The sequence below is a fragment of the Amycolatopsis japonica genome, assembly GCF_000732925.1.
GTDB lineage: Bacteria > Actinomycetota > Actinomycetes > Mycobacteriales > Pseudonocardiaceae > Amycolatopsis > Amycolatopsis japonica.
This window is the reverse complement of record NZ_CP008953.1, coordinates 3,781,271-3,805,529: the sequence shown is the minus strand read 5'-3', so window position 1 is coordinate 3,805,529 and position 24,259 is coordinate 3,781,271. Positions and strand designations below refer to the sequence as shown.

Annotated in this window: 22 protein-coding genes; 11 read left to right on the top strand and 11 right to left on the bottom strand. The window is 69.5% G+C overall.

What is annotated here, in order from left to right:
• Nucleotides 1-7: 7 nt before the first annotated feature.
• From AJAP_RS17780 to AJAP_RS17765, 4 genes are all read left to right on the top strand, one after another.
• Entirely contained in the window at nucleotides 8-403 is a 396-nt protein-coding gene (locus AJAP_RS17780) for a GntR family transcriptional regulator (protein ID WP_037338426.1), read from the top strand.
• Nucleotides 400-1,416: a DUF1648 domain-containing protein gene (locus tag AJAP_RS17775; protein WP_038513110.1), complete on the top strand. Its 1,017-nt coding sequence runs from the start codon at nucleotides 400-402 to the stop codon at nucleotides 1,414-1,416. Before AJAP_RS17780 ends, AJAP_RS17775 begins: the two co-directional genes overlap by 4 nt.
• Before the next feature lie 27 nt (nucleotides 1,417-1,443).
• Complete coding sequence (locus tag AJAP_RS17770) at nucleotides 1,444-1,713, top strand: PASTA domain-containing protein (protein WP_038513108.1); 270 nt, start codon at nucleotides 1,444-1,446, stop codon at nucleotides 1,711-1,713.
• A gap of 75 nt (nucleotides 1,714-1,788) precedes the next feature.
• The gene (locus AJAP_RS17765) at nucleotides 1,789-2,139 is read left to right on the top strand and encodes a DUF5997 family protein (RefSeq protein ID WP_084098217.1); all 351 of its coding nucleotides are present in this window, start codon (nucleotides 1,789-1,791) and stop codon (nucleotides 2,137-2,139) included.
• 202 nt (nucleotides 2,140-2,341) lie between these two features.
• On the opposite strand, the gene AJAP_RS17760 is transcribed toward AJAP_RS17765, so the two are convergent.
• The 6 genes from AJAP_RS17760 to AJAP_RS17735 form a co-directional block, all read right to left on the bottom strand.
• Nucleotides 2,342-3,094: a LysR family substrate-binding domain-containing protein gene (locus AJAP_RS17760; RefSeq protein WP_038513102.1), complete on the bottom strand. Its 753-nt coding sequence runs from the start codon at nucleotides 3,092-3,094 to the stop codon at nucleotides 2,342-2,344.
• Between the two features lie 385 nt (nucleotides 3,095-3,479).
• On the bottom strand, nucleotides 3,480-6,203 hold the full coding sequence (locus AJAP_RS17755; RefSeq protein ID WP_038513099.1) for an AbfB domain-containing protein: 2,724 nt from the start codon (nucleotides 6,201-6,203) through the stop codon (nucleotides 3,480-3,482).
• 10 nt (nucleotides 6,204-6,213) lie between these two features.
• Nucleotides 6,214-7,206 carry an ABC transporter permease gene (locus AJAP_RS17750; protein ID WP_038513096.1) on the bottom strand — a complete coding sequence of 331 codons (993 nt, stop codon included), beginning with the start codon at nucleotides 7,204-7,206 and terminating at the stop codon, nucleotides 6,214-6,216.
• Nucleotides 7,203-8,159, bottom strand: coding sequence for an ABC transporter permease (locus tag AJAP_RS17745; RefSeq protein WP_037338443.1), 957 nt, complete (start codon nucleotides 8,157-8,159; stop codon nucleotides 7,203-7,205). The genes AJAP_RS17750 and AJAP_RS17745 overlap by 4 nt, the downstream gene beginning before the upstream one ends.
• A gap of 38 nt (nucleotides 8,160-8,197) precedes the next feature.
• Nucleotides 8,198-9,670 carry a sugar ABC transporter ATP-binding protein gene (locus tag AJAP_RS17740; protein ID WP_038513093.1) on the bottom strand — a complete coding sequence of 491 codons (1,473 nt, stop codon included), beginning with the start codon at nucleotides 9,668-9,670 and terminating at the stop codon, nucleotides 8,198-8,200.
• Nucleotides 9,671-9,672: 2 nt separating this feature from the next.
• Entirely contained in the window at nucleotides 9,673-10,740 is a 1,068-nt protein-coding gene (locus AJAP_RS17735) for an ABC transporter substrate-binding protein (RefSeq protein WP_038513089.1), read from the bottom strand.
• Between the two features lie 161 nt (nucleotides 10,741-10,901).
• On the opposite strand from AJAP_RS17735, the gene AJAP_RS17730 reads away from it, so the two are divergent.
• The 5 genes from AJAP_RS17730 to AJAP_RS17710 all read left to right on the top strand — a co-directional run bounded on the left by AJAP_RS17730 (nucleotide 10,902) and on the right by AJAP_RS17710 (nucleotide 15,680).
• A complete protein-coding gene (locus tag AJAP_RS17730) occupies nucleotides 10,902-11,900 on the top strand; it encodes a LacI family DNA-binding transcriptional regulator (protein WP_038513086.1) in 999 nt (332 codons plus the stop codon).
• Nucleotides 11,901-11,990: 90 nt separating this feature from the next.
• Entirely contained in the window at nucleotides 11,991-13,094 is a 1,104-nt protein-coding gene (locus AJAP_RS17725) for a sensor histidine kinase (RefSeq protein ID WP_174492029.1), read from the top strand.
• A complete protein-coding gene (locus AJAP_RS17720) occupies nucleotides 13,091-13,732 on the top strand; it encodes a response regulator (RefSeq protein WP_038513080.1) in 642 nt (213 codons plus the stop codon). The genes AJAP_RS17725 and AJAP_RS17720 overlap by 4 nt, the downstream gene beginning before the upstream one ends.
• 179 nt (nucleotides 13,733-13,911) lie before the next feature.
• Nucleotides 13,912-14,310 (top strand): hypothetical protein, encoded by a 399-nt coding sequence (locus tag AJAP_RS17715; RefSeq protein WP_038513077.1) that lies wholly within the window; start codon nucleotides 13,912-13,914, stop codon nucleotides 14,308-14,310.
• A gap of 2 nt (nucleotides 14,311-14,312) precedes the next feature.
• Nucleotides 14,313-15,680: a DJ-1/PfpI family protein gene (locus tag AJAP_RS17710; protein WP_038513074.1), complete on the top strand. Its 1,368-nt coding sequence runs from the start codon at nucleotides 14,313-14,315 to the stop codon at nucleotides 15,678-15,680.
• Here the strand turns inward: AJAP_RS17710 and AJAP_RS17705 are convergent.
• Nucleotides 15,614-16,567, bottom strand: a complete 954-nt coding sequence (locus AJAP_RS17705) for an Acg family FMN-binding oxidoreductase (RefSeq protein WP_038513071.1) — start codon at nucleotides 16,565-16,567, stop codon at nucleotides 15,614-15,616. The two genes, AJAP_RS17710 and AJAP_RS17705, sit on opposite strands and share 67 nt — an antisense overlap.
• Nucleotides 16,568-16,663: 96 nt before the next feature.
• The gene (locus AJAP_RS17700) at nucleotides 16,664-17,023 is read right to left on the bottom strand and encodes an antibiotic biosynthesis monooxygenase (protein ID WP_038513069.1); all 360 of its coding nucleotides are present in this window, start codon (nucleotides 17,021-17,023) and stop codon (nucleotides 16,664-16,666) included.
• 50 nt (nucleotides 17,024-17,073) lie between these two features.
• On the opposite strand from AJAP_RS17700, the gene AJAP_RS17695 reads away from it, so the two are divergent.
• Nucleotides 17,074-17,931, top strand: a complete 858-nt coding sequence (locus AJAP_RS17695) for a DUF1206 domain-containing protein (RefSeq protein WP_038513064.1) — start codon at nucleotides 17,074-17,076, stop codon at nucleotides 17,929-17,931.
• A gap of 51 nt (nucleotides 17,932-17,982) precedes the next feature.
• Nucleotides 17,983-19,332 carry a DUF2252 domain-containing protein gene (locus AJAP_RS17690; RefSeq protein ID WP_038513061.1) on the top strand — a complete coding sequence of 450 codons (1,350 nt, stop codon included), beginning with the start codon at nucleotides 17,983-17,985 and terminating at the stop codon, nucleotides 19,330-19,332.
• Between the two features lie 18 nt (nucleotides 19,333-19,350).
• Here the strand turns inward: AJAP_RS17690 and AJAP_RS17685 are convergent, their stop codons facing one another.
• The 3 genes from AJAP_RS17685 to AJAP_RS17675 all read right to left on the bottom strand — a co-directional run bounded on the left by AJAP_RS17685 (nucleotide 19,351) and on the right by AJAP_RS17675 (nucleotide 24,183).
• On the bottom strand, nucleotides 19,351-21,918 hold the full coding sequence (locus AJAP_RS17685; protein ID WP_084098215.1) for an FtsX-like permease family protein: 2,568 nt from the start codon (nucleotides 21,916-21,918) through the stop codon (nucleotides 19,351-19,353).
• Between the two features lie 4 nt (nucleotides 21,919-21,922).
• On the bottom strand, nucleotides 21,923-22,663 hold the full coding sequence (locus tag AJAP_RS17680; RefSeq protein ID WP_038513058.1) for an ABC transporter ATP-binding protein: 741 nt from the start codon (nucleotides 22,661-22,663) through the stop codon (nucleotides 21,923-21,925).
• Nucleotides 22,664-22,776: 113 nt separating this feature from the next.
• Nucleotides 22,777-24,183, bottom strand: coding sequence for an amidase (locus tag AJAP_RS17675; protein WP_228694970.1), 1,407 nt, complete (start codon nucleotides 24,181-24,183; stop codon nucleotides 22,777-22,779).
• Between the last annotated feature and the right edge of the window lie 76 nt (nucleotides 24,184-24,259).

Here is a 24,259-nt window from a genome sequence, read left to right as displayed (position 1 = left end):
TGACCGGGTGTTGCTGACTCTCGACCTCGACAGCGAGGTCCCGATCTACCAGCAGATCCGCGATCGGATCGTCGAAGCCGTCGCCGACGGCACGCTCGCCGAGGGCAGCGCCCTGCCCTCCACCCGTCAGCTCGGCGCCGACCTGGCGATCAACTTCCACACCGTCAACAAGGCCTACGACCTGCTGCGGACGCAGGGGTTCATCCGCATCAACCGCAAGACCGGCGCGGTCGTCCGGCGGGACGCGACCTCCGGTCCGGCGGAGGACGGCTACGCGGACGAGTGGCAGGAGCGCCTGCGCACCCTGCTCGCCGAGGCCGTCGCTCTCGGCGTGGGCCCGCGCGAAGTGACAAGCCGCTGCGAAACGGTGTTGGACTCCTTCGCGGTGAGCGCGCGGCGATGACCTGGCTGTACTTGGCCTTGATCGCGTTCACCGCGGCGGCCTTCGCCTCCGCGCCCGCGCTCGCCCGGCCGACACTCCCCTTCGGCGTCCGGATCCCGGCCCGGCGTTCCGGCGAGGCCGTCGTCCTCCTCGCCCGGCGCCGCTACAACCGGGGTATCGGCGCGGGAGCGATCGTGGCCTGCGTCGTGCTCCTCTTCGATTGGCTCACGCCCGAGGTCGTCCTGCTCGTTCTCGCCGGCATCTACTCCCTGCTCGGCTGCCTGGCCCACCGCTCGATCGCTGCCGCGAAACGCGAGGAAGGCTGGTATTCCGGCACGCGGCAGGCGGTCACCACCGACACCTCGCTGCGCTCGGATCCGGTCCGTCCACAGTGGCTCCTTCTGACGCCCGCCGTCGTGCTCGCCGTCGCCACCGTGGCCGGCGGATGGTTCACCGGGGCGACGGACTTCTCGACGGTCTTCGCGCAGATCCTGGTCATCGTGCTGACCTCGCTCATGACCGTCGCGATCTCACGGGCCAGGCCGGAGATCGACGCCGCGCAGCCGTCGGTGTCGGCGTCGCGGTACCGGGAGTATCTGCACGGCGTGCTCGCACTCCTGCTGATCTCGGCGGGCTGCGTCAACGCGACCCTGCTCGTCGTCTCGCTTCAGCTGTGGGGTGTCGTCGATACGACGGTGCCGGTGACGATCGTGGCGTACCTTCCCCTCGCCGCCGCGTTCATCGCGTGGATCGGTTTCACCGTGCGGGCGGGCGACGCCGGGCACCGGTTGCCGCGCGCCGGCGACGAACCGGAGACCCGCTACGAACAACGCGACGACGACCGCCACTGGTACGCGGCCGGGATGGTCTACCTGAACCGGAACGATCCGGCGCTGCTGGTGCACCGGCGGGTCGGGACCTACTGGACGCTCAACCTCGGGCATCCGATCGCGTGGGTCGTCCTCGCCGCGGTCGCCGTGGCCGCGGTGCTCACCGGATTCGGCGTCGTGACCCTCCCGGCAAAGGGCGGCTGACGGTACTCTGGCCGTGGGTGAGGAACCGTGGCCGTGGTGCCGGACTTCGTGGGAAAGCAGGCGCTCGACGCCTGGCTGTCCGGGCACGACGCGGGACTGTCGCTGCAGGGCCCCGATCCGGACAGCCCGCATCCCCTCCTGAACGGCCTCGTCGTCGCGCAGGTGCCCGCCGCCGGGACACGACTGCCGCGGTGGAGCGTGGTGACCGTCTGGATCACCGGCGGCGGTGACCCGTCCGGCGTCCGCGAGCCGGGGCGCCCACTGCCGAACCTTCTGGAAGACCAGGCCGAGGGCTGATCACCGGGTGTGATCGGTGGTGTCCGGGCCGCTCGTTACCCTGAAGCAATGACGTCGCAGAAAACCCCTCAAACGATGAAGCCCGCGACAGCGGCGAAGAAGCTGGGTGTGTACCTGGAGGCAACCCCGGCGGAGTTCCAGGAGGGTGTCGTCTCCCGCGACGAGCTGAACGCACTGCAGACCGAGCCGCCCGAGTGGCTGCGGGACCTGCGCCGCAACGGTCCGCATCCGCGCCCGGTCATCGCGGCGAAACTGGGCGTCTCGATCAGCGGTCTGGCGCGCGGCGGGATCACCGGCGCCCTCACCACCGAGGAGATCGACGCGGTCAAGTCCGAAAACCCCGACTGGCTGCAGCGGGAGCGCGAGACCCAGGCCGAGGTCCGCAAGGAGGAGGCGCGGCTCAAGGCCGCCCGCACCGAAAGCTAGCCGCGACGACGGGGTTTGCCGAGCCGGCAGGGGTTGCGAAAGCCACTTTCGCAACGTTGAAGGTTGCGAAAGTGGCTTTCGCAACCCCTTCTTCGGTCGGCCCCGCTAGTTCGGCGATCGCGTCGCGAAAGCCACTTTCGCGACGTCTGATGTCCCGAAAGTGGCTTTCGCGACACCCTCCGTGACCCGGCGCGGGCGGAGGCTAGCCGCGACGACGGGGCTTGCCGCGTTTCCCGCCCTGGGGAGCGCGGCGATTCCCCGACTGCGGCTTCCGGCCGCCGGCCTGGGGACGGTTGCCCTTGACCGGGGCCTTCTTCGCCGGCGCTTGCTTTTCCTGGGCCTGCTGCCGACCGCGCGTGCTGTTGACCGTCCGGCCGCGGACGATCCCGATGAACTGCTCCATCAGGTCGGTGGTCTCGTCGTCCGGCCAGGACAGCGCGACCCCGGATTCCGGAGTGCCGGAGATCGGACGGTAGGTCAGGTCACGCCGATGGTGCAGCCGCGCGAGCGACTGCGGGACGATCAGGAGCCCGACCCCGGCGGCGACCAGCTCGATGGCGTCCGCGGTGGTGGCCGGCCGCTCCAGCGCGGGCTTCCCCGGCGGCGTGTTCCAGTCCAGCGTGTCGTCGAGCGGGTGCAGCACGATTTCGTCGGCGATGTCGTCCACGGAGACCTCGTCCGCGGCGGCGACCAGGTGGTCTTTCGGGACCACTACGACCGTCGTCTCGGTGTAGAGCGGGATCGCGTGCAGGCCCTCACGGTCGATCGGGAGCCGCAGCAGGACGGCATCCACCTCACGCTCCCGGACGAGCCCGACCGCCTCGGCGGCCGTCGTCTGGACGAGCTCGAGCGGGACGTCGGGTGACCGCTCGTCCCAGATCCGGACCCACTTCGAGGGCGTCACGCCGGGGACGTACGCGAGCTTGAAGGAGGCGGGGGTGTCCGGGCCGGTCATGGAGGCAAGGTTACCGAGGGTTGGGCACCTGAAGTACATGAAGGCCCCCTTCACTACCCTCAAGGTAGGCAAGGAGGCCTTCACGGACCCGACCCGCGATCAGCCACAGCCAAATGTCCAGTAGGTACTTAAGGTGGCACCGCACTCACGTGATCGAAGACGGAACTCGCGTGATCAGAGGCGGAACACCCCGAGTGCGGCCTCCAATCACGCGAGTCACGTCTCTGATCACGTGAGTCACGCCTTCGCTCACGCCGCGCCTATGTGTCCAGTCCGTGAAGGCCTCCTTGAGGGACCCAGAGTCCCTCAAGGAGGCCTTCACGGACTTCGGACCAGCGAAAGAGGACGCGGTGGCGCTAACCGTCTGCGCCACGCACGAGATCCATTACGGAGCCCAGGGCGCGGAGACCGCCCACGTGACGTCCTGGTCGTACGAGACCGGGTTGTCGAACGGGTGGCCGCCGCCGCTGGTGGCGACGTAGACCTCCTCGGCGTAGTGCCGCATGTTCGTGCCCAGTTCGTTCACCGACGCCAGCCGCACGCCGCCGGCCCCGGGCTGGGCGCAGAACGTCGCGTCCTTCCGGAACAGGTCGGTGTTGTCGTTCCCGTTCAGCCGCACCCGGAAGTCCGCGTGCCGCAGGAAATTGCCCGGATAGTTCCGCGCCTCCAGCGAGTAGCACGACGGATCCGCGAGACCGCGCCGCACGACGAACGTCGCGTCCGCCTTCAGCAGAGCCGCGCTCCCCGCGTTCACCACGTCCGTCCGCGCGAGGCCGTCACGATGCCGCAGGAAGCGGTCCGTGAAGCCGGGCGTGGTCACCTTGAACGACCGCGCCTGGTCCAGCGGCAGATCAGCACCACTTCGCCAGAGCGGGATCGTCGCCGCCCACGTCGTGTCCGCGGCGAAGCTCGACGGCGTGTCCCACGGGTTCGGCCCGCCGCTGCGCGCGAGATAGACGGTCGCGGCGTAGTGGCGGATGAAGGCACCGGGCTGGTTGAACGACTCCAGTGCTGTTCCCCCGGCGCCTTCCCTCGCGCAGAACGTCGCGTCCCCGGCGAACTGCGCCGAACCGTCGTTCGCGTCCTTGCGGATCCGCGACGACGCGTGGCGCAGGAAGTGCCCGGGGTAGTTCCGCGACTCGAACGACAGGCACGACGCGTCGGCCAGTCCCTGCCGGGCCCAGAACGTCGCGTCCTTCTTCCCGAGGTCCGCGCTGCCTTCACCGAGGACATCCGTGCGGACGAAGTCGTCCTGATGCCGCAGATAGCGATCCGTGTACCCGGCCGTCGTGACCCGAAGCGACAGGAGTTCGCCCCGGCCGACCTCGGTGCCCTTGGCGATGGCGAGCACCTTCTGGTTGATCTCGCGCACCCGCGCTTCGGACATCTTCAGCACGCGGCGGTCGTAGGTGTAGAAGCCGTTGACCTCGTTCTCGACGTCGTACGGTTCGGTGTAGACCGACGCGGAAAGCCCCCGTCCGTGCACGAACCGCCCGACCTGTTTGGTGATCTCGACGTACCGGTTCGTCAGCGACGTCTCGTCCGGATACAGCGCGCCGTACGCGAAGCCCTTGCCCGGTTCCCATTCGTGCCCGGTGACGCGTCGCCCGAGGCCGCCGTACTCCCCCAGCACCGCGATCCTTCGCGCGTCGGGTTGCCTCGTGCCGGTGGAGACCTGGTACGCGTGGTCGTCGATCACGTCGCCGTTGCCCGGATCCGGATCGGACACACAGCAGTTCGACCCGGAGTTGTGGTTGATCAGCCGGGTGTCGTCGATCGAGCGCACCAGATCCACGATGCGACCGGCGTCGTACTCACCCCAGCCTTCGTTGAACGGCACCCACTGCACGATCGAGGTGATGCCCTTGTGCTGCTCGATCATCCGCCGTAGTTCGGATTCGTAGTTCGCGTGCCCGTTCGGGACTTCGTCGATCGAGTCGAGCGACGGCATGTCCTGCCAGACCATCAGCCCCAGTTTGTCGGCGTGGTAGAACCATCGCGCCGGCTCGACCTTGATGTGCTTGCGGACCATGTTGAAGCCCAGGGCCTTCTGGCGTTCGAGGTCGAACCGCAATGCCTCGTCGGTCGGCGCGGTGTAGATGCCGTCCGGCCAGTAGCCCTGGTCGAGCGTGCCCAGCTGGAAGACGAACTTGCCGTTGAGCAGCGGCCGCATCACGCCGCCGACCATCGCCTTGCCCAGCGAACGCATGCCGAAGTATCCGGTGACGACGTCGCCACCTGGCAGCCGCACGCGCAGGTCGTAGAGGAACGGGTCGTCGGGCGACCACAGCCGCGCGTTCGGCACCGGGACCCGCAGATGAGACCCGACGGCACCGGTCGCGGTGCCGACCACTTGGCCGCCTGAAAGCACTTCGGCGGTCGCTTGCTGCCCGGGAGTGCCCTGGACGACGAGGTCGAGCGCGCCGCCGGGGACGTCGGGAGTGGTGTCGAGCCGCGTGATGTGCTCGGCCCGGACCGGTTCCAGCCAGACGGTCTGCCAGATCCCCGACGCCGCCGTGTAGAAGATGCCGCTGGGCGACTTGCGCTGCTTCCCCACCGGGTACCGGCTGCCGTCGACCGGCGACGCGACGCCGACGACGATCTCGTTCTCCCCCGCCTTCAGCGCCGGGGTGATGTCGAAGGAGAAGGCGTCGAAACCACCGGCGTGGCTCCCGATCGACGTCCCGTTGACCCACACCTTGGTCTCCCAGGTGACGGCGCCGAAGTTGAGCTTCACCCGGCGACCGTCCCAAGTGGACGGAACGGTGAACGTCCGCCGGTAGAACATGTTGTCCTCATGCCGTTTGATCCCCGAAAGCATCGACTCGATCGGGTAAGGCACGAGTACGTTTTCGCTCAACGGCCTGCCGATCGGCGGCGAATTCAGGTTCGGCGCACCGGTGAAACCCCAGGTTCCGTTGAGGTTGAGCCATTCCGAGCGCACCAGCTGCGGGCGCGGGTACTCGGGCAGCGCGTTCGACGGCGAGACCTGGTCCGTCCACGGGGTCGGTAGCGGTACGGGAGCGGCTTGAGCGACGGGAACGAGTGTCGTCGCGGCGGCCAGCAGACCGGCCACGACGCTCAGGGCGCGCGCGGTTCTTCGGTGCATGCGATCTCCCCTATCTCCTGGCGGTCGTGCGCGCCAGTGACCGCTGCAGAACAACGACCACCAGCAGGAACGCACCGCTGACCACCGACTGGTAGTTGCTGTCGAGAGTTCCTATCTGGTTGATGACGTTCTGGATGACCGTTCGGATGCCCACGCCGATGACCGTTCCGAGAATCGTGCCCATCCCGCCGGTCAGCAGGGTGCCGCCGATGACGACGACGGAGATGGCGTCGAGTTCGAGGCCGACGCCGATCACCGTGACACCGGATTGCAGGTAGGCCGCGGTCAGCGCGCCCGCGAGCCCGGAAAGCACCCCGCTCATCACATAGACGGTGACCTTGGTGCGCGCCACCGGCAGCCCCATCAGCTTCGCGGACTGCTCCGAGCCGCCGGTCGCGAACACCGCTTGCCCGAACCGGGTCCGCCGCAGCAGGAGCCCGCCGATCAGGCACAGCGCCGCCGCGATGAACACCGGATAGCCGAACCCGAACAGCGTGCCGCGCCCGAGTTCGACGAACGCCTCGCCCTCCGGGATCTTGTACGTCGTCGCGCCCTCGGTGGTGATCGCGAGCAGCAGCCCGCGGGCGAACAGCAGCGATGCGAGCGTGACGATGAACGGCGCCATCCCGGTCTTCGCGACGAGCAACCCGTTGATCAGGCCGATCAGCCCGCACACCGCCAGAGGCAGCAGCAACGCGACGAGGAAACCCCATTGCGACCCGTAAGCCGCGAGGACCCCGCCGAGCGCGTAGACCGACCCCACCGAGAGGTCGATCCCGCCGGTGATGATCACGAACGTCATCCCGAGCGCGATGATCGCGAGGAACGAGCTCTGCAACGCGATGTCGCGCAGGTTGTCCAGGCTGCCGAAACGCGGGAACAGCAGCCACGCGACGGCGACCATGAGCACCAGCGCGATCGCCGCGCCCTGTTTCTGCAGGACCCCGGTCATGAGCTCGCGCCGGGTGGAGTCCTGGGCGGCCATCGTGGGCGCCGCGGTCATCGGCTGCTCCGTTCCCGTGCGACGTACACCGCGCCGACGATGATCGCGGCCTGGATCATCTGCGCGGTCGAATCCGGCAGGTTGTGCTTGATGAGCGTGGCGCGGACGAGCTGCATGAGCAGGACACCCATCACCGTGCCGAGGATGCGGACACGGCCGCCGGTCAGCGGGGTGCCGCCGACCACGACCGCGGTGATCGCGGACAGTTCCATCAGCAATCCGGCGTCCGCGGGGTCGCCGGCGCCGAGCCGGGCGGTGGAGAGCACCCCGGCCAACGCCGCCAGCAAGCCGCAGATGGCGTAGACGCCGATGAGGACCCGGTTGACCGGCAGCCCGGCGAGCACGCTGGCCCGCCGGTTGCCGCCGATGGCGACGAGCCGCCTGCCGAACGCCGTCTTCCCGACCAGCGCCGCCACCAGCACGGCCAGTACGGCCGCGATGAGCACGCTCACCGGGATCCCGAGCACCTCGCCGTTGCCGAGCGCGAGGAAATCCGGATCGTGCAGCTGGATCAGCTGGCCGTCGGCGAGGACGAGCGCGAGCCCGCGCCCGCCGACGAGCAAGGCGAGTGTCGCCACGATCGGCTGGATCCCGACTTTGGCGACGAGCACCCCGTTCAGCGTCCCCGCGGCCAGCCCCGCCGCGAGCGCGACCGCCACCGCCGGCAGGGTCCCGGCGCCGAGGTACAGCGGGACGAGCGCGGCCGAGAGCGCCATCACCGCGCCCACCGACAGGTCGACGCCTTCGGTGCCGATCACCAGCGCCATCCCGAGCGCGACCACCAGTACCGGCGCGGCCTGGATGAGCTGGGTGCGGAAGTTGCCGACGGTCAGGAAGTTCGCCGTGAACGCGATGTTGAACAGCACGAGCGCGACGACGGCGACGTACACGCCGTACTCCTGCAGCCACCGCGCCACGCGGGTCCGGTCCACCGTTTTCGCCGTGTCCGTCATGGTGGGTCCCGGTTCCTCCGTTCTCCGCTGGGTACTGGTCATTCCGCGCCACCTGAAGCGATCGCGGCCAGCACGTGGCCCTGCGTCAGCTGCTCCCCCGCGAGTTCCCCGACCACCGCACCGTCCTTGAGCACGACCAGCCGGTCCGCTCCGTCGAGGAGCTCTTCCATCTCCGACGAGATCAGCAGGACGGCGAGCCCTTCTTTCGCGAGTTCGTCGATGAGCGCCTGCACCTCGGCCTTCGCGCCGACGTCGATACCCCGGGTCGGCTCGTCGAGCAGCAGCACCTTCGGCTCGGTGCAGAGCCAGCGGGCCAGCAGTACCTTCTGCTGGTTGCCGCCGGAGAGCTCGGCGACCTTCTGGTCCGGGCTCGACACCTTGATCCGCAGGCGTTTCACGAACGTGTCGACGATCCTGTCCTGCCGGGCCCGGCTGACCAGACCGAAACGGGACAGCTTCGGCAACGCGGCGAGCACGATGTTCTCCCGCACGGACAGATGCGGGATGATGCCTTCGGTCTTGCGGTCCTCGGCGAGCATGCTGACGCCCGCGCGCATCGCGGCCGCCACATTCCCTTGCTGCACTTGCTTTCCGCCGACGAGCACCGTGCCGCCCGAGAGTGGCAGATCGCCGACGATCGCCCGCGCGGTCTCCGTGCGGCCGGAGCCGAGCAGCCCCGCGAGACCGACGATCTCCCCTGGTTTGATCTCCACCGAGACACCGCCCAGCCGGTTGCCGCTGGTGAGGTTCTCCGCGCGCAGCACCGGTTCCCGGCCCGCCTCATGGTCACCCTCGAAGGCCGTCGCGCCGTGCGAGCGGATGTCGCCGACGCTGCGGCCGAGCATCATCGACACCAGTTCCAGCCGCGGCAGGTCGGCGAGCGGTCCGGTGTGGACTCGCCTGCCGTCCCGCAGCACCGTGACGCGTTCGCAGATCCGGTACAGCTCGTCCATGCGGTGGCTGACGTACACGATCGCGATCCCGCGTTCGTGCAGCCTGCCGATGACCTCGAACAGCGTCTCGACCTCGCGCGGTTCCAGCGAAGACGTCGGCTCGTCCATGATCACGACGTCGGCGTCGACCGACACCGCGCGGGCCAGCGCGACCATCTGCTGCGCGCCGACGCCGAGTGTCCCGAGTGGACGACGGACGTCGGCGTCGATGCCGTAGTCCGCAAGCAGGGCCGCCGCGTCGGAGTTCATCCGCGCCCAGTCGACCAGCCCGAACCGCTTCCTCGGCTCACGGCCGAGGTACACGTTGCCGGCCACGCTCATCAGCGGGATGAGGTTGACCTCCTGGTAGATCGTGGAGATCGCGCCCCGCGCGTGGATCGTGCCGGAATCCGGCTTGTGCACGCCGGTGAGCACCTTGATCAGCGTCGACTTGCCGGCGCCGTTCTCGCCCACCAGCGCGTGCACCTCGCCCGGTCGCAGCGCGAACGACACGTCGTCGAGCGCGCGCACCCCGGCGAACGTCTTCGTCACGCCTTCGACCTCGAGAACCGGTTCCATCGTCAGTACGCGTTTCCGAGCTTCTGCGCGGCGTTCGCCGAGTCGTACTGGTCGTCGGAGATCACGACGGTCGGCGGGATCTCCTTGCCGGCGGCGAAGTCCTGCAACGTCGAGAAGGCGAGCGGACCGAAACGCGGGTTGGACTCGATCACCGCGTTGTAGCTGCCGTCGGCGATGAGCTGGACGGCGTTGCGGGTGCCGTCGATCGAGACGATCTTGACGTCCTTGCCCGGCGTCTTGCCCGCGGCCTTGAGCGCGGTGACCGCGCCGATGCCCATCTCGTCGTTCTCGGCGTAGACCGCGGTGATCTCGGGGTTGCTCTGGATGAGCTGCTCCATGACCGCCTGCCCCTTGGAGCGGTCGAACTCGCCGGTCTGCTCGGCGACGACCTGGATGCCCGTGGTCGCGGCGATCTCGTCCTTGAAACCCTTGGTGCGGTCCGTGGTCACGTTGTTGCCGGACGCGCCGAGCAGGATCGCGACCTTGCCGGTGCCGCCGGTGGCCTTCACCATCTCCTGCGCCGCTCGCTTGCCCTGCTCGACGAAGTTCGAGCCGATGAAGGTCAGGTAATCGGTGCACGGCTGCGACGTCACCTTGCGGTCGATCGTGATGACCGGGACCTTCTTGGCCTTCGCCGCGTCGAGGGCGGGCTGGAGGCCGTCGGAGTTCAGCGGAGCCACGATGAGCAGCTGCGCACCCCGGTCCAGCAACGACTTGATGTCGCTGACCTGCTTGTTGAGATCGCTCTGCGCGTTGGTGACCAGGAGTTTGTCGTCCGGGACGCCGAGTTTCTTCGCTTCGTCCTTGATGGACTGTGTTTCGGCGATCCGGAACGGGTTCGCCTCCTTCTCCGACTGGGAGAAGCCGATGACCGCGTTCTTCACGTCCACCTGCGGGTAGCCGGTCTTCTCGCGGGCGCAGCCCGGCCCCGCGGCCTGGTTCGGCGCCGCCGAAGCGGCGGGACCGGCCCCCGACGGGGCGGATTGCTGGGTCTCACGGCTGGTGCAGGCCGTCAGCGCGAGCGCGAGGCCGGTCACCAGGAGCAGGGTGCGGCGGATGGGCAGGGACATCGATCGCTCCTCGGGGAAGTCGAGTACACGGATCTGCGGTGACCCATGTCACTCGTAGGGACGATGCCAGATTTACATCGTTGGTACAACGTTGTAAATCCGCCGTTCGCGCGGCTAGGCTGTGCCGGATCTGTACCGGAGCACTGCGGAGGGGAGCGAGGGTGGCCACGCTCAAGGACGTCGCCAAGCTTGCGGGCGTCTCGGTCAAGACCGTGTCGAACGTGGTCAACGGCTACGACTTCGTCAAGCCGGAGAACCGCAAACGCGTCGAGGAGGCCTTGGCCTCGACCGGATACCGGCCCAATCTCGGTGCCCGCAACCTCCGCCGTGGGCGCACCGGATTCCTCGGGCTGATGCTGCCCGAGCTGAGCATCCCGTACTTCGGCGAGCTGGCCGGTCTGGTGCTGCAGGCGGCGCAGGAGCACGAGTGGAACGTCCTCATCGAACAGACCCTCGGCACCAGGGAACGCGAGCGCAACGCGCTGTCCGCGCTGGGCCCGCATCTGATCGACGGCGCGATCATCAGCCCGGAGGCGTTGCACACCAACGACTTCGAGGATCTCGCACCCGGGGTCCCGCTGGTGATGCTCGGCGAGCACGTCGTCGACGTCCCGATAGACCACGTCGGTATCGACAACGTCCAGGCCGCCCGGATCGCGGTGCGGCATCTGATCTCGCTCGGCCGCCGCCGGATCGCCGCGATCGGGGCGCATCCGCAACGCCATACCGCCGCGCAGCGGCTTGAGGGCTACCACTCCGCGCTCGCCGAGGCGGGGCTCACGCCCATCCCGGAACTGGTCCTGCCCGCGCTGCGGTATCACCGCGCCAACGGCGCCGAAGCGATGGCGCATCTCCTCGCGCTGCCGGAGCCGCCCGACGCTGTCTTCTGCTTCAACGACCTCCTCGCCATCGGCGCCCTTCGCGCCGCGGCCGAACGCGGCGTCCAGGTGCCTTCGGACATGGCGATCGTCGGTTTCGACAACAACGAGGAGAGCGCGTACAGCCTGCCGTCCCTGACGACGATCGCGCCGGACAAGGCGGCGATCGCTCGGGCCGCCGTCGATCTGCTGCGCCGCCGTATCGCGGGCGGGAGCGACCTCGAACCGGAAGACGTCCAAACCCCCTTCTCGCTCGAAATCCGGAACAGCACCATCGCTTGACCCCCGCATTTCGTCCTCTGAATGCGGTAGTTGCGCACGCAAGGACCGCATTCAGAGGACGAAAAGCGGGAGGCGTGGCATGGTGTGTCCGTGAACCGGGCCCTGGCGGTGCTGACCCTCGTCGCGTACGTGACGTTGCCGCTCGGCTCGGCCAAGTACGAGACGCTCGTGCTGCCGACGCTCCTCGCCGGACTGGTCTACGCGGCGATCGCGATCGTGGGCTTCCCCTGGGTGCAGAAGCACGGACGCGCGTGGGCGATCGTGTACGTCTGCGTTCAGTTACCGCTCGGCTTCACCTTGTTCTCGCTGTCGGGCGCCGCCGTCGGGGCGGTCCTGCTTCTCGTGGTCCTCGTCTGCCACACCGTGTTGCTGCTGCCCTTGCCGGTGGCGTTCGGGGTCGCGGTCGTGATCCCGCTCATCCACCTGCCGATGGCGCCGATGGACGGCCTCCGCGAGGGGCTCGGGACGCTGGCGGTCATGGTCTTCGCCGCCGTGGTGACCGAACTGGTCGTCCGCGAGAAGCGGGCACGGGAGGAGCTGGCCGAGGCGCACGAACGTCTTCGCGACCACGCCGCCCAGGCCGAACAGCTCGCGACGATCCAGGAGCGCAACCGGCTCGCGCGCGACATCCACGACGGGCTCGGCCATCACCTCACGGTCGTCCAGATGATGTTGCAGGCCGCCCGCGCGGTGATCGGCACCGGCGACACGGAGCGGGCCGACGGGATGCTCGCCAAGGCACAGGATCAGTCGCGTGAGGCGCTGGCGGAGGTCCGGCGCTCGGTGTCGGCGTTGCGGGAGCCGCGCTCCGAGCCGCTCATGGACTCGTTGCGGACGCTGACGGACGAGGCTTCCGCGGCGGGTGTGCCGACCGGGTTCGAGGTCAAGGGCACCGCACGGGACATCCGCCCCGACGTCGAGGAGTCGCTGTTCCGGGCGGCGCAGGAGGGACTGACCAACGTGCGCAAGCACGCGCGGGCCAAGGCCGCGACCGTGGTGCTCGACTACGCGCTCGCCGATCTCGTCCGCCTCGAAGTCCGCGACGACGGTCTCGGGATCGCCGCGGATTCCCCATCGGACAAGGGTTTCGGTCTTGTCGGGCTCCGCGAGCGGGTCGCCGGCCTCGGCGGCCGGGTCTCCGTCGACTCCACCGAAGGCCAGGGCCTGACGCTCACCGTGGAGGTGCCGGGATGACCGTCCGCGTGCTGATCGTCGACGACCAGGCGTTGTTCCGCGAGGCCTTGGCGACCCTGCTGGAAGTCCAGCCCGAGATCGACGTCGTCGGCGAGGCGGCGAACGGCGAGGAGGCCGTGCGGCTCTGCGCCGAACTCCGCCCCGACGTCGCGTTGATGGATCTGCGGATGCCCGTGCTGGACGGAATCGCGGCCACCGCGCGGCTTCGGGCCGAGCAGCCCGGCGTGCGCGTCCTGGCACTGACGACGTTCGACGACGACGAAGACGTGTTCGCCGCGTTGCGCGCGGGCGCCGTCGGCTATCTGCTCAAGGACGTCTCGTCGACGCGGCTCGTCGAAGCGCTGGTCGCGGCCGAACGAGGCGAATCCGTACTGCAGCCTTCCGTCGCGGCGAAACTCGTCGCGAGGGTGGCCCGGCTCCCCGCCGAGACACCCCGGCCGTCGGCGACACCGCTTTCGGAACGGGAACTGGAGGTCGTCCGGCTCCTCGCGGACGGCCGGAGCAACCGCGAGATCGCCAAGACGCTGTTCCTCGCCGAGGGCACGGTGAAGAACCTCGTGACGAGTGTCCTGTCCAAACTCCAGGTACGGGATCGCACCCAGGCAGCCCTGCGCGCGAAGGAACTCGGCCTGTTCTGAGCGTTGCGTACCTACTCCGGTCGGAAGTCCGTGAGTAAAGGCGTGACTCGCGTGATCAGGGACGTGACTCGCGTGACTGAACACCGGTCACATGACCTCGCGCATGACTTCCGGCACCTGCCCTCGTGCCCCGCCGCGGCCGACCATTGCTCCCGTCGCAACGACCGAGGGAGCCGGAAATGAACCACACGACCGAACAGAAGACCCGCAAGCAGGCCGTCCTGCACTTCACCCGCCACGCCGTGGAGATGCTGATCTCGATGGTGGCCGGGATGATCGTCCTCGAACCGGTCTGGTCGTTCCTGTGGCCGGGCCTCACCGGGAACGTGACCGCGAACGCGCTGGTGATGGCGACGAACATGTCGCTCGGCATGGCGCTGTGGATGCGGATCCGGCGCCACGGCTGGGCTTCGATCGCGGAGATGTCGGCCGCGATGTACGTGCCCTATCTGCTGTTCCTGCCGTTCTTCTGGACCGGCCTGATCTCGGGATCGACCCTGATGACGGCCGGGCACGTGCTGATGGTGCCCGCGATGCTCGCCGCCATGTTCCGCCGCCGCGCCGAGTACGGAGCCTGACCATGCGATCCTTCGTCCGTGTCACGCTGACCGTGCTGGCGTTCACCGTCGCCGCGCTGGCCCTGCCGGTCACACTCGGTGCCGTCACGCTCAGCGCCAGCTTCGAGAACCGCTACACGCAGAGAACCGACGGGGTCGCGCCGCCGCCGACACCCAAGGCGCACGATCCCGCCAAGCCGACCGCGGTGGTCGTCGTCGGGAACGAAGGCGCCGTCGTCTCCGACGCGCTCGCACCGTACGAAGTCCTGGCGGCGTCCGGCGCGTTCAACGTCTACACGGTCGCGCCGCAGGCCCGGCCGGTCCCCTTGACCGGCGGTCTCGATCTCAGCCCGGATCTCGGTTTCGCCGATCTCGATCGGCTGCTCTCGTCGAAAGCCCCGGACGTCGTGGTGATACCCGCGTTGCCGGATCTCGGCGAGCCGACCACGCGGCCGGTGACCGAGTGGCTGAAGCGGCAGTCGTCGCGGGGCTCGCTGATCATGAGCGTCTGCAACGGTTCGGGCGTCCTCGCCTCGGCCGGGCTCCTCGACGGGCGGCAGGCCACCGCGCACTGGATCCGCATCGGCGGGTTCGACGACGAATTCCCCGCCGTCAACTGGATCCGCGGCACGCGCTACGTCGACGACGGGAACATCGTGACCACGGCGGGCATCCTCTCCGGGATCGACGGGGCGCTCCACGTCACCGAGCGGTTCGCCGGCACCGAGACCGCCCGGAAGGCGGCCGAAGCCGTCGGCTGGGCCCACTACTCCCCCGGTTCGAGCGCGCCGATGACGCAGAACAGCTTCGACGCGGCGGACACCGTCGTCGGGTTCAACACCGCGTTCCGGTGGGACAAGCAGATGCTGGGGGTCCTGCTGACTCCCGGGGTACGGGAACTCGAACTCGCCGCGGTGTTCGACACCTACGGCCAGTCGCTGGCGGTCGAGACGACGGCCGTCGGTCTCGACGGCGCGCCGATCCGGTCCCGGCACGGCCTGACCTTCGTCCCACGCGGCACGCCGACGGCTGAAGACCGGCTCGTCGTGCCCGGCGCGGACGCCGCCGCGAGTCACGCCGCCGATCGGTACTCCGCGCTCTCACCGGTGTACCTGCACGCCGGGCCCGGGTTCCCGTTCGACGCCGTACTCGAAGACCTGGTGCGCACCACCGACACCGCGACCACGCGGTGGACGGCCAGGACCTTGGAGTACGAGACGGGACATCTCACGCTGGACGGCGAGACGTGGCCTTGGACGATCACGCTGCGCCCGTTCGGGCTGGCCGTCCTCGGGCTGCTCGTGGCCTTCGGGATCCGAGCCCTCTACCGCATGATCCGGAGGACGTCGCCGACCGGGCGGCGAGGGGTGGTGGACCCCGGGAAGCCATAGCCCAGGCGGAAAACGGCCTGCGGGTGCGCGTTCTCGCCGAGCAGCGATCGGAGGACGGCGCGAGCGGACGGGATCTCCATGGGCTGCGAGTAGAACGACGCGCTGAGGCCGAGCGAAGTCGCCGTCAGCAACGCTCGCTGCATCGCCCGTCCGGCCCGGATCTGGGCGAGCGGCCCGTCGGTCGGTGTCGTCAGCACCGCGACGACCGGATCGCGTTCGAACTCCCGGGCCTGCTCGCTCTCCCCGTGATGCCGGACCGGAAGCAAGCCGCCCGACGGACGCGGTCCGCCCGCGTAGGCCGGGACGCCGTCGTTGCCCCCGCTTTCCCTGGTCCACGCCCGGAGTTCCGCCTGGAAGCGGTCGTCGAGGGTCTGCAGGTGATCCGCCCGCCGGATGAGTCCCGCGACGGCCTCCAGCAGACCCACCTCGTCGAGCAGGACCAGTTTCGCGCCCTCGTCCCCGGCGGCCCGCCGCACCGCGTGCCGGGCTCCGGCGGGCACCGGGGTCGAGGCGAACGGCCGCCGGTTGCTGTACCGCACGCGGATCGACGCCGCCAGCCGCTGCTCCGCCGCGCTCGCCCGGTGCCGGGGCCCGATCCCCACCCTGGCCAGCAGTTCCGGCCGGTCTTTCTCCGGCAGAAACTCCACGTCGCAGGAGCGTCCCGCGACGGCGATCGCGAGTTCGAGGTTCAGCAACGCCGCGCCGCAGGACAACCGCGCCTCACGACGGTCCGGGTCGCAGACCTCGAGTACGCGATCCTCGTCGAGGACTACGCCGATGACGTCCGATCCGACTTCGAAGAGCCACGGCTGGGTGTTGTGGGGTGACGGTGCCCGGACGGCGGCCTCCAGCGCGGCGGTGACGACCGGTGCTTCGGTGAGGATCATCGCGGCTCCCTAGCCCGTGGAGGTCACCTCAGCCTTTCGCGCGGGAGCCGGGGCCGGAAGTGGCCGTGGTCCTTTCCGGATCGGGACCTTCGGCCCTCAGTCACCCGCCCGCGGGCCGGGGCCGGTCTCCCGGACGACGCGGTAACGGGGGTTCGCGCTCACCCGCGACTCGACCTCGCCGGGCAGGCCGTCGAGCGCCGCCTGGATGGCCGCGAGCCGGCCCTCGGTGTCGGACGTCTCCTCGAAATGCCGGTAGTCAGCCTCGCTCGCCCAGCTGACCAGGTTGACGACCCGCGTCCCGTCCACGCTCGCGTGGAACCGGGCCGAAACGTAGCCCGGGTAGAACCGCACCCAGCGGTCCTGGATCTCGGCGAACGCCTCCACCAACGCCGCCTGGGTCTCCGGCCCGTCGACCGCGTACTCGATGATCGAGTAGAAACCCTTGTCCTCACTCATGTTCACTCCTCGAAAGCCGATGATGAACCCAGCCTTCACCCTCGACCTCGGTGGAGATCAAGAGTGACCTGCCCGACATTTCGGGCACATTGCTCCGGCCGGGCCTGGTGGGCGGACGCCGGCTCGGCGAGGATCGCCCGATGCGCGACAGCAAGACGTTCGGCCTCATCGCCCGGGGCGGGCTGGTCTGCTACGCGGTCGTGCACCTGCTCGTCGCTTGGCTCGCGGCGCAGGTCGCGCTCGGCGACCACGCGAAGGCCGACAAGGCGGGCGCCCTGCAGTTGGTCGTCGCCGAAGGGGGCGCGTGGCTGCTGTGGCTGATCGCGGCCGGTCTCGCCGTGCTGGCGATGTGGCAGCTCGGCGAGGCGATCACCGGGCACCGGCACGTGAAGACGCGCCGACGGACCGTGCGCAGGATCGTCAGCGGGATCGAAGTCGTGCTCTACGGCCTCGTCTCCTACAGCGCGGTGAAGATCGCCCTCGCGGGCGCCGACGACGGCCAAAGCTCTCTCGTGGCCGGGATCCTCGCGAAGTCCTACGGGCCTCTCCTCATCACCCTCGCCGGAGTCGCCGTCGTGGCGGTGGCGGTGTTCCTCGCCCAGCGCGGCTTCCGGAAGACCTTCGTGCGGGAGCTCGACTTCGGCGGTGCCACCGGGACGGCCAGGACCGTGACGATCCGGCTCGGGCAGATCGGCTGGATCGCGCTCTCCGCCGCGTACGGCACCATCGGCGTGCTGACCGTCGTCGCCGCGATCACCTTCGACCCGGCCAAGGCGAGCGGCCTCGACGCCGCGTTGAAGACGCTCTCCGCTCAGCCGTACGGCGGCCCGATGCTCCTCGCGCTCGCGGCGGGCATCGCCGCGTTCGGCGCCTTCGCGCTACTGGACGCGCGTTTCCGCAAGATCTGATCTGCCCGGCGAAGCGACCTGTGGCACCGTGAACGACGTCGGGAGGTCGTGATGGCAGGTGTGGTCGAGTCGATCCGCGAGCAGGGCGAGGACGCTCGTCAGGCGCGGATCGTCGAAGTGCTGGTGGAGGCCTTCGAAGATCTCATGCGCGCGGACGCCGACGCGTTCCGCCGCAAGTTCCGCAAGATGGCCGCCGCCCCGTTCGCCTTCTACCGGGGCTCGGCGTGCCTGTTCTACGCGGACATGGCGCACGAGGACGATCCGTGGTCGAACGCCGAGACCGGCCGCGTGTGGATCCAGGGCGATCTGCACGCCGAGAACTTCGGCAGCTACATGGATTCGTCCGGGACGCTCGTGTTCGACGTCAACGACTTCGACGAGGCCTATCTCGGCTGCTTCACCTGGGACCTCAAACGGCTGGCCGCCAGTGTCGCGCTGCTGGCGTGGAGCAAGGCGATCTCCGACGACGACATCGAGGCGCTGATCGGCACCTATCTGCGCGCCTACGTCAAACAGGTCCGCGAGTACGCCGAGCGACCCGGCGACGAACTCGTCCGGCTCCAGCTGGACAGCACCGAGGGTGTCCTGCACAACGTCCTGCTCAGGGCCCGGCTCAAAACCCGGATCGATCTGCTCGACGAGCTGACCACCGTGGAGGACTACGACCGCAGGTTCCGGCACGGGCCGGGCGTCCGCGTCCTCGACCAGGCCGAACGCGAAATCGCGATCCGGGCCTTCGAGTCCTATTTGGACACCATCCCGGAGAACAAGCGGTTCGGCAGCATCACCTACCGGGTCAAGGACATCGTCGGCCGGACCGGATTCGGGATCGGCTCCGCCGGGCTGCCCGCGTACAACATCCTCGTCGAAGGCCGGACCCAGGCGCTCGAGAACGACGTCGTCCTGTCGATGAAACAGGGGAACGTCGCGGCGCCGAGCCGCATCGTCGCCGAGGAGCGCATCCGCGGCTACTTCACCAACGAGGGGCACCGCACCGCCGTCTCCCAGCGCGCGTTGCAGGCGCACGCGGACCCGTGGCTCGGGTACACCGAGATCGACGGGACCGGGTTCGTCGTCTCGGAGTTGTCGCCCTACGTCGACGATCTGGACTGGTCCGAGCTGACCGAACCGTCGGAGATGGGGCCGGTCCTCGACTATCTCGGCCGCGCCACCGCGAAGATGCACTGCGTGTCCGATTCGGACTCCGAGCAGACGCTGGTCGATTTCCAGAGCGAAGAGGCCATCGCCGCGGTCATCGGCGACCGCGAGGACGAGTTCGTCCGCACGCTGACCGAATTCGGGATGGCCTACGCCGAGCAGTCGCGCGACGACCACCGGTTGTTCGTGGACGCCTTCCGCGGCGGGAAGATCCCCGCCGTCCGGCCCGCCGCGGAGGGCTGACCGGACGACGGGAACGCGCTATTCGCGGAGACCGATGGCCTCGATCGGCTTCGACCGCAGCGCCACGCGGGTGGCGAGGCCGAGCGAGACCAGCCCGAGCAGGATCGCCCCGGCGATGACCCCGCCGAAGACGGTGACCGTGCCCGACGGCAGCGGTGTCCCGCGCAGGCCGAGGTTCAGCAGCATCAGGGGGATCCCCGCCACCACGGTGCCCAGCAGGGCCGCGACCCCGACCGTCGCCAGTGCTTCGAACCGCATCATCCGCACCACCTGGCGTTTCGTCGTGCCGATCAGGCGCAGCAGCGCGAACTCCCGCGAGCGCTGCGCCGTGCTCATCACCAGCGTGTTCGCCACCGAGATCACGACGTAGCCGAGGATCACCCCGACGGCGACCAGGTTCACGTAGAACTGGGCGTCCTGCTGCCCGTTCGCGGGTGCGGCCACCGCCGATCCCGGTGTCACGGCCAGCCCCGGATACCGGACCGCGAGTTCGTTCAGCGCGGCGGTCACGGCGGCGGCATCCGCGTCGGGTTGCTGCCGCACCAACACCGCATCGTCCATCCGGTCGCCGGTGTGCGCCCTCGCGAGCTCGGCGGGGAGCACGTACCGACCGAAGGCCTGCTCGCGGGTGTAGGTGGCGACCAGCCGCAGCTTCGCCGGAGCGCCGTCACCGAAGAAGAACTCGACCTCGTCGCCGACCTTCTTCTCGTACCAGTCGGCTTCCGATTCGCTCATCGCCACGGTGTTCCCGGTCAGGTCGGTGATCTTGCCCGAGACGACACCCGGATCGACGTTCCCTCGGACCTGCGCGCCGTCCAGACCTTGCGCCGCGTACCGCTCGACGCGCAGTTTGTCCTGCTCCTGCACCGTGTTCAGCACCTCGGTGCGCACCACGGGCGTCGCGGCGGAGACGCCGGGGACACGCCGTGCCGCCTCGGCGACCTCCGGGGACAGTCCGCCGGTACCACTGGCGAGCACGTAGTCGGCCGTGGTCGACTCGACGGTCTCCTCCTGGCGTGCCGCGGCAGCCGAGGTCTGGCTGTAGAACATCGTCAGCGCGAACGACACCGCCAGCATCACCGGCGTCACCGCGGCCGCCAGCCGTCGCGAATTGGCCTGGCTGTTCGCGGCGGCCAGATAGCCGCTGATCCGCGAAGTCCGGTTCAGCACCGGGCCGACCAGCCGCGTCATGAGGGCGACCACCTTCGGGCCGAGCACGCCCAGCCCGATCACGATCACCAGCGCCGAACTGCCCGAAGCCGCCAATCCCGCCTCACCGCGCACGAAAATCGGGACCATCGACCCGGCGAGACCGGTCACCACCAGCGCGCAGCCGACGATGAGGCGCACCCTGCCGAGTTCGCGCCGCTCCACCGCGGCCTCGCCGAGTGCCTCCACCGGCCGGATCGACGACGGGCGCCGCGAAGCCGACCAGGCGGCCAACCGCGCCGTGCCCAGGCCCAGCACCAGCGCGGCGACGAGCGGGATCGGGCTGATCGCCAGTTCGAAGTCCGGCGGGATCACTCCGATGGCACCGAAGGCGTTCCGCAGGCCGAAGCCCACCGCGACCCCGAGACCGCTGCCCAGGACCCCCGCGACCGAGGCGACGATCATCGTCTCGGCGCCGATGAGCTTGCGGATCTGCTGCGGTGTCGCCGCGATCGCCCGCAGCAGGGCGAACTCCCGGCGGCGCTGGTTGATGACGAGCGCCAGGGTGCTGGCCACGACGAACACCGCGATGAGGAGCGCGAACCCGCCGAACGATCCCGCGAGCGCCATCAGCAGCATCCGGGTCTGGCTGACGTCGAGGAACTCGACCGTGCTGCGCTCGACCCCGGTCGCCACCGTCACCTTGTCGCCGACCGCGGCGCTGATCTTTTCGGCGAGGTCGCCCGGCGTGACACCCGGCTCCGCCAGCACGCCGATCGCGTGCGCCTGTCCGGGGATCCCGGCGAGTTCGGTGGCCTTCTCCGGCGAGAAGAACAGCGCGGACTGCCGGGTGAGGCCGTCGCCCGTCTTCGGGGCGGCGATCCCGGAGACCCGGAACTCGACCGGCGCCGAACGGACGGCGATCTTCACCCGCTGCCCCACGGTCACGCCGCTCCGTGACGCGAGGTCCGCGTCCAGGACCACCTCGTCGGCACCGACGGGCGCGCGGCCGTCACGCAAGGAGAACGGCGCCAGCACGGCGGCGTCCCAGTTGTGGCCGAGCGACTGGCCGCCTTCCGGCCCGGTCAACGGCCGGCCGTCGGCGGTCACCACGGTGGCCGGGAAGCTCTGCTCCGCCACCACACCACGCACGCCGGGCACCGCGGTGATCGCGCCGGTGAGCGTCACCGGCACCGTCGCCTGCTCGGCGACCTGCTGGCCGTCGAGCGCGCCGGTCCCGGGCGGTGCGACCGTCTGCCCGCCGCCCACGACGACCGCCGCGTCGGCGTACCGCTGGGTGGGGACGCCGGCGCGCAGTCCGGATTCCATCAGGACGCCGCAGCCGGCGACCAGCGCCGTCCCGCACAGGATCGCGACGAACGCGCCGACGAAACCGCTCAAGCGGGTTTTCGTCGTCTGCCAGGCCAAATCCCACATGACGTCACCACTCCCCGAGGTGGGTCATGCGCTCGGCGACCCGTTCCGGCGTCGGCGCCGGGAGGTGGCCGGCCAGCTTGCCGTCGGCGAGGAAGAGCACGCTGTGCGCGGCCGACGCCGCGACCGGGTCGTGGGTGACCATCAACACGGTCTGCCCCATGCCGTCCACAATGGAGCGAAGGAGGTCGAGGACCTGCTTCGCGGTGCGGGTGTCCAGTGCCCCGGTCGGCTCGTCGGCGAGGACGACCTCCGGCCGGGTGACCAGCGCGCGGGCGATCGCGACCCGCTGCTGCTGGCCACCGGACAGTTCGGACGGACGGTGTTCGAGCCGCTTCGCGATCCCCACGCCCTCGACGATCTCGCGCAGCCACTGCGGGTCCGGCTTCTTCCCGGCCAGCCGCAGTGGCAGCGTGATGTTCTGCAGCACGTTCAGCGACGGCAGCAGGTTGTAGGCCTGGAAGATGAACCCGATGCGGGTCCGCCGCAGCTCGGTGAGCGCTTTCTCCCGCATCCTGCTCAGTTCCGTGTCCCCCAGCAGCACCCGGCCCGAGCTGGGCTTGTCCAGCCCGGCCGCGCAGTGCAGGAAGGTGCTCTTGCCCGAGCCCGACGGTCCCATCACCGCGGTGAACGTGCCCCGGCGCACTTCGACGGTCACCCCGTTCAAAGCCGTGACCGCGCCGTCACCGGATCCGTAGACCTTGCTCACGGAGTCCAGCGACAAGGCGCACGCGCCCCCTGAATTCATCGTTTCCCCTTAGCGGTGGTGATCTCTCTCGCCAAAACCTACGGGCGGCGAGGGCCGTGATCGATCCCGCGTGAGGGAAGACTCGTGGTAGCGCTGGCACCACCATGAGACGGTCAGGCCGGTCTGCGAGCGGTGTGACCGTTCGCCTTCTCCAGCGCGTGCGCGATCCCGAGGGCGCGAAGATCCGTGTGATGCGGTGTGACCACCTGGACCCCGATCGGCAGCCCGTCGGCGGTGAACCCCGCCGGGACGGCCGTGGCCGGGCATTCCGTGGCCGAGATCAGGTAGGCCGCGCGCATCCAGTGCAGATAGTTCTCGACCTCGGTCCCACCGACGATCTTGGGGTACTCCAGCTCCGCGTCGAACGGAAGTGCCTGGCTGGCGGGAAGAACGACGGCGTCCACATCGTCGAAGTAGGCACGTACGCGGTGGAACAGTTCGGTGCGCAGCCGGTTGGCGGTCGCGATGTCCGCTCCGGTGAGCGCGCGTCCTTTCGCGACGTTCCAGCGGACGGTCTGCTTGACCTTGTCCGGCTCGCTGTCGACGAGGTCGCCGGCGGACTGCGCGTAGTTCAGCGCGCGGAAGGTCTGGAACACCTCTTCCGCCCCGGTCAGATCCGGGCAGCCGGAGACGACCTCGGCGCCGAGCCGGCGCAGCAAGTCCACCTGTCCTTCCACGACCGTCGCGATGTCGGCGTCCACGGGCACAAGGCCGCCCAGATCGGGCGAAACCGCGATCCGCAGGCCGTGCAACCGGGTCGGCAGTCCGGCGGTGAACACGCTGCCGGGCTCGGCCAGCGACAGCGGCGCGCGATCGTCGGGGCCCGCCTGGACGGACAACAGCAGCGCCGTGTCGGCGACCGTGCGTCCCATCGGGCCTTGCACGCCGAGGGTGAACCAGGCGTCCTTGGCCGGCCAGGTCGGCACTCGCCCCGGACTCGGCCGGTGGCCGACGACATTGCAGAACGAGGCGGGATTCCGCAGTGATCCGCCCATGTCGCTGCCGTCGGCCAGCGACGTCATCCCGGCCGCGAGCGCCGCGGCGGCGCCTCCGCTCGAACCGCCCGCCGAACGGTCCGGCGCGTAGGGATTGCGGGTCAGACCGAACACCGGATTGAAGGTGTGCGAACCGGCGCCGAACTCGGGCACGTTCGTCTTGCCGAAGACGACCGCCCCGGCCGCGCGCATCCGGGCGACGACGAGTTCGTCGGCGTCGGGAACGTTGTCCGCGAACGCGGGCGAGCCGAAGGTGGTGCGCATCCCCGCCGTCGCGTGGAGGTCCTTGATCGCGAGCGGAAGCCCGTGCAGCGGCCCGAGCGACCGACCGGCGGCCCGTGCCTCGTCGGCCGCCGCCGCGGCGGCCCACGCCCGCTCCTCGTCGATACTGACGACGGCGTTCAGCACCGGGTTCACCGCCGCCACGCGGTCGAGGGTGGCGTCGAGCAGTTCCCTCGCCGACAACTCTCCGGAGGCCAGCAGTTCGGCCTGAACGGTGGCCGGCAGATCGTTGATCGCGCTCACGACGCACACCATCGCACCCACCGGCCCTTTCAGACAAGAAGTGGGTTGGAACTGCCGACTACCGCCACATCCATGG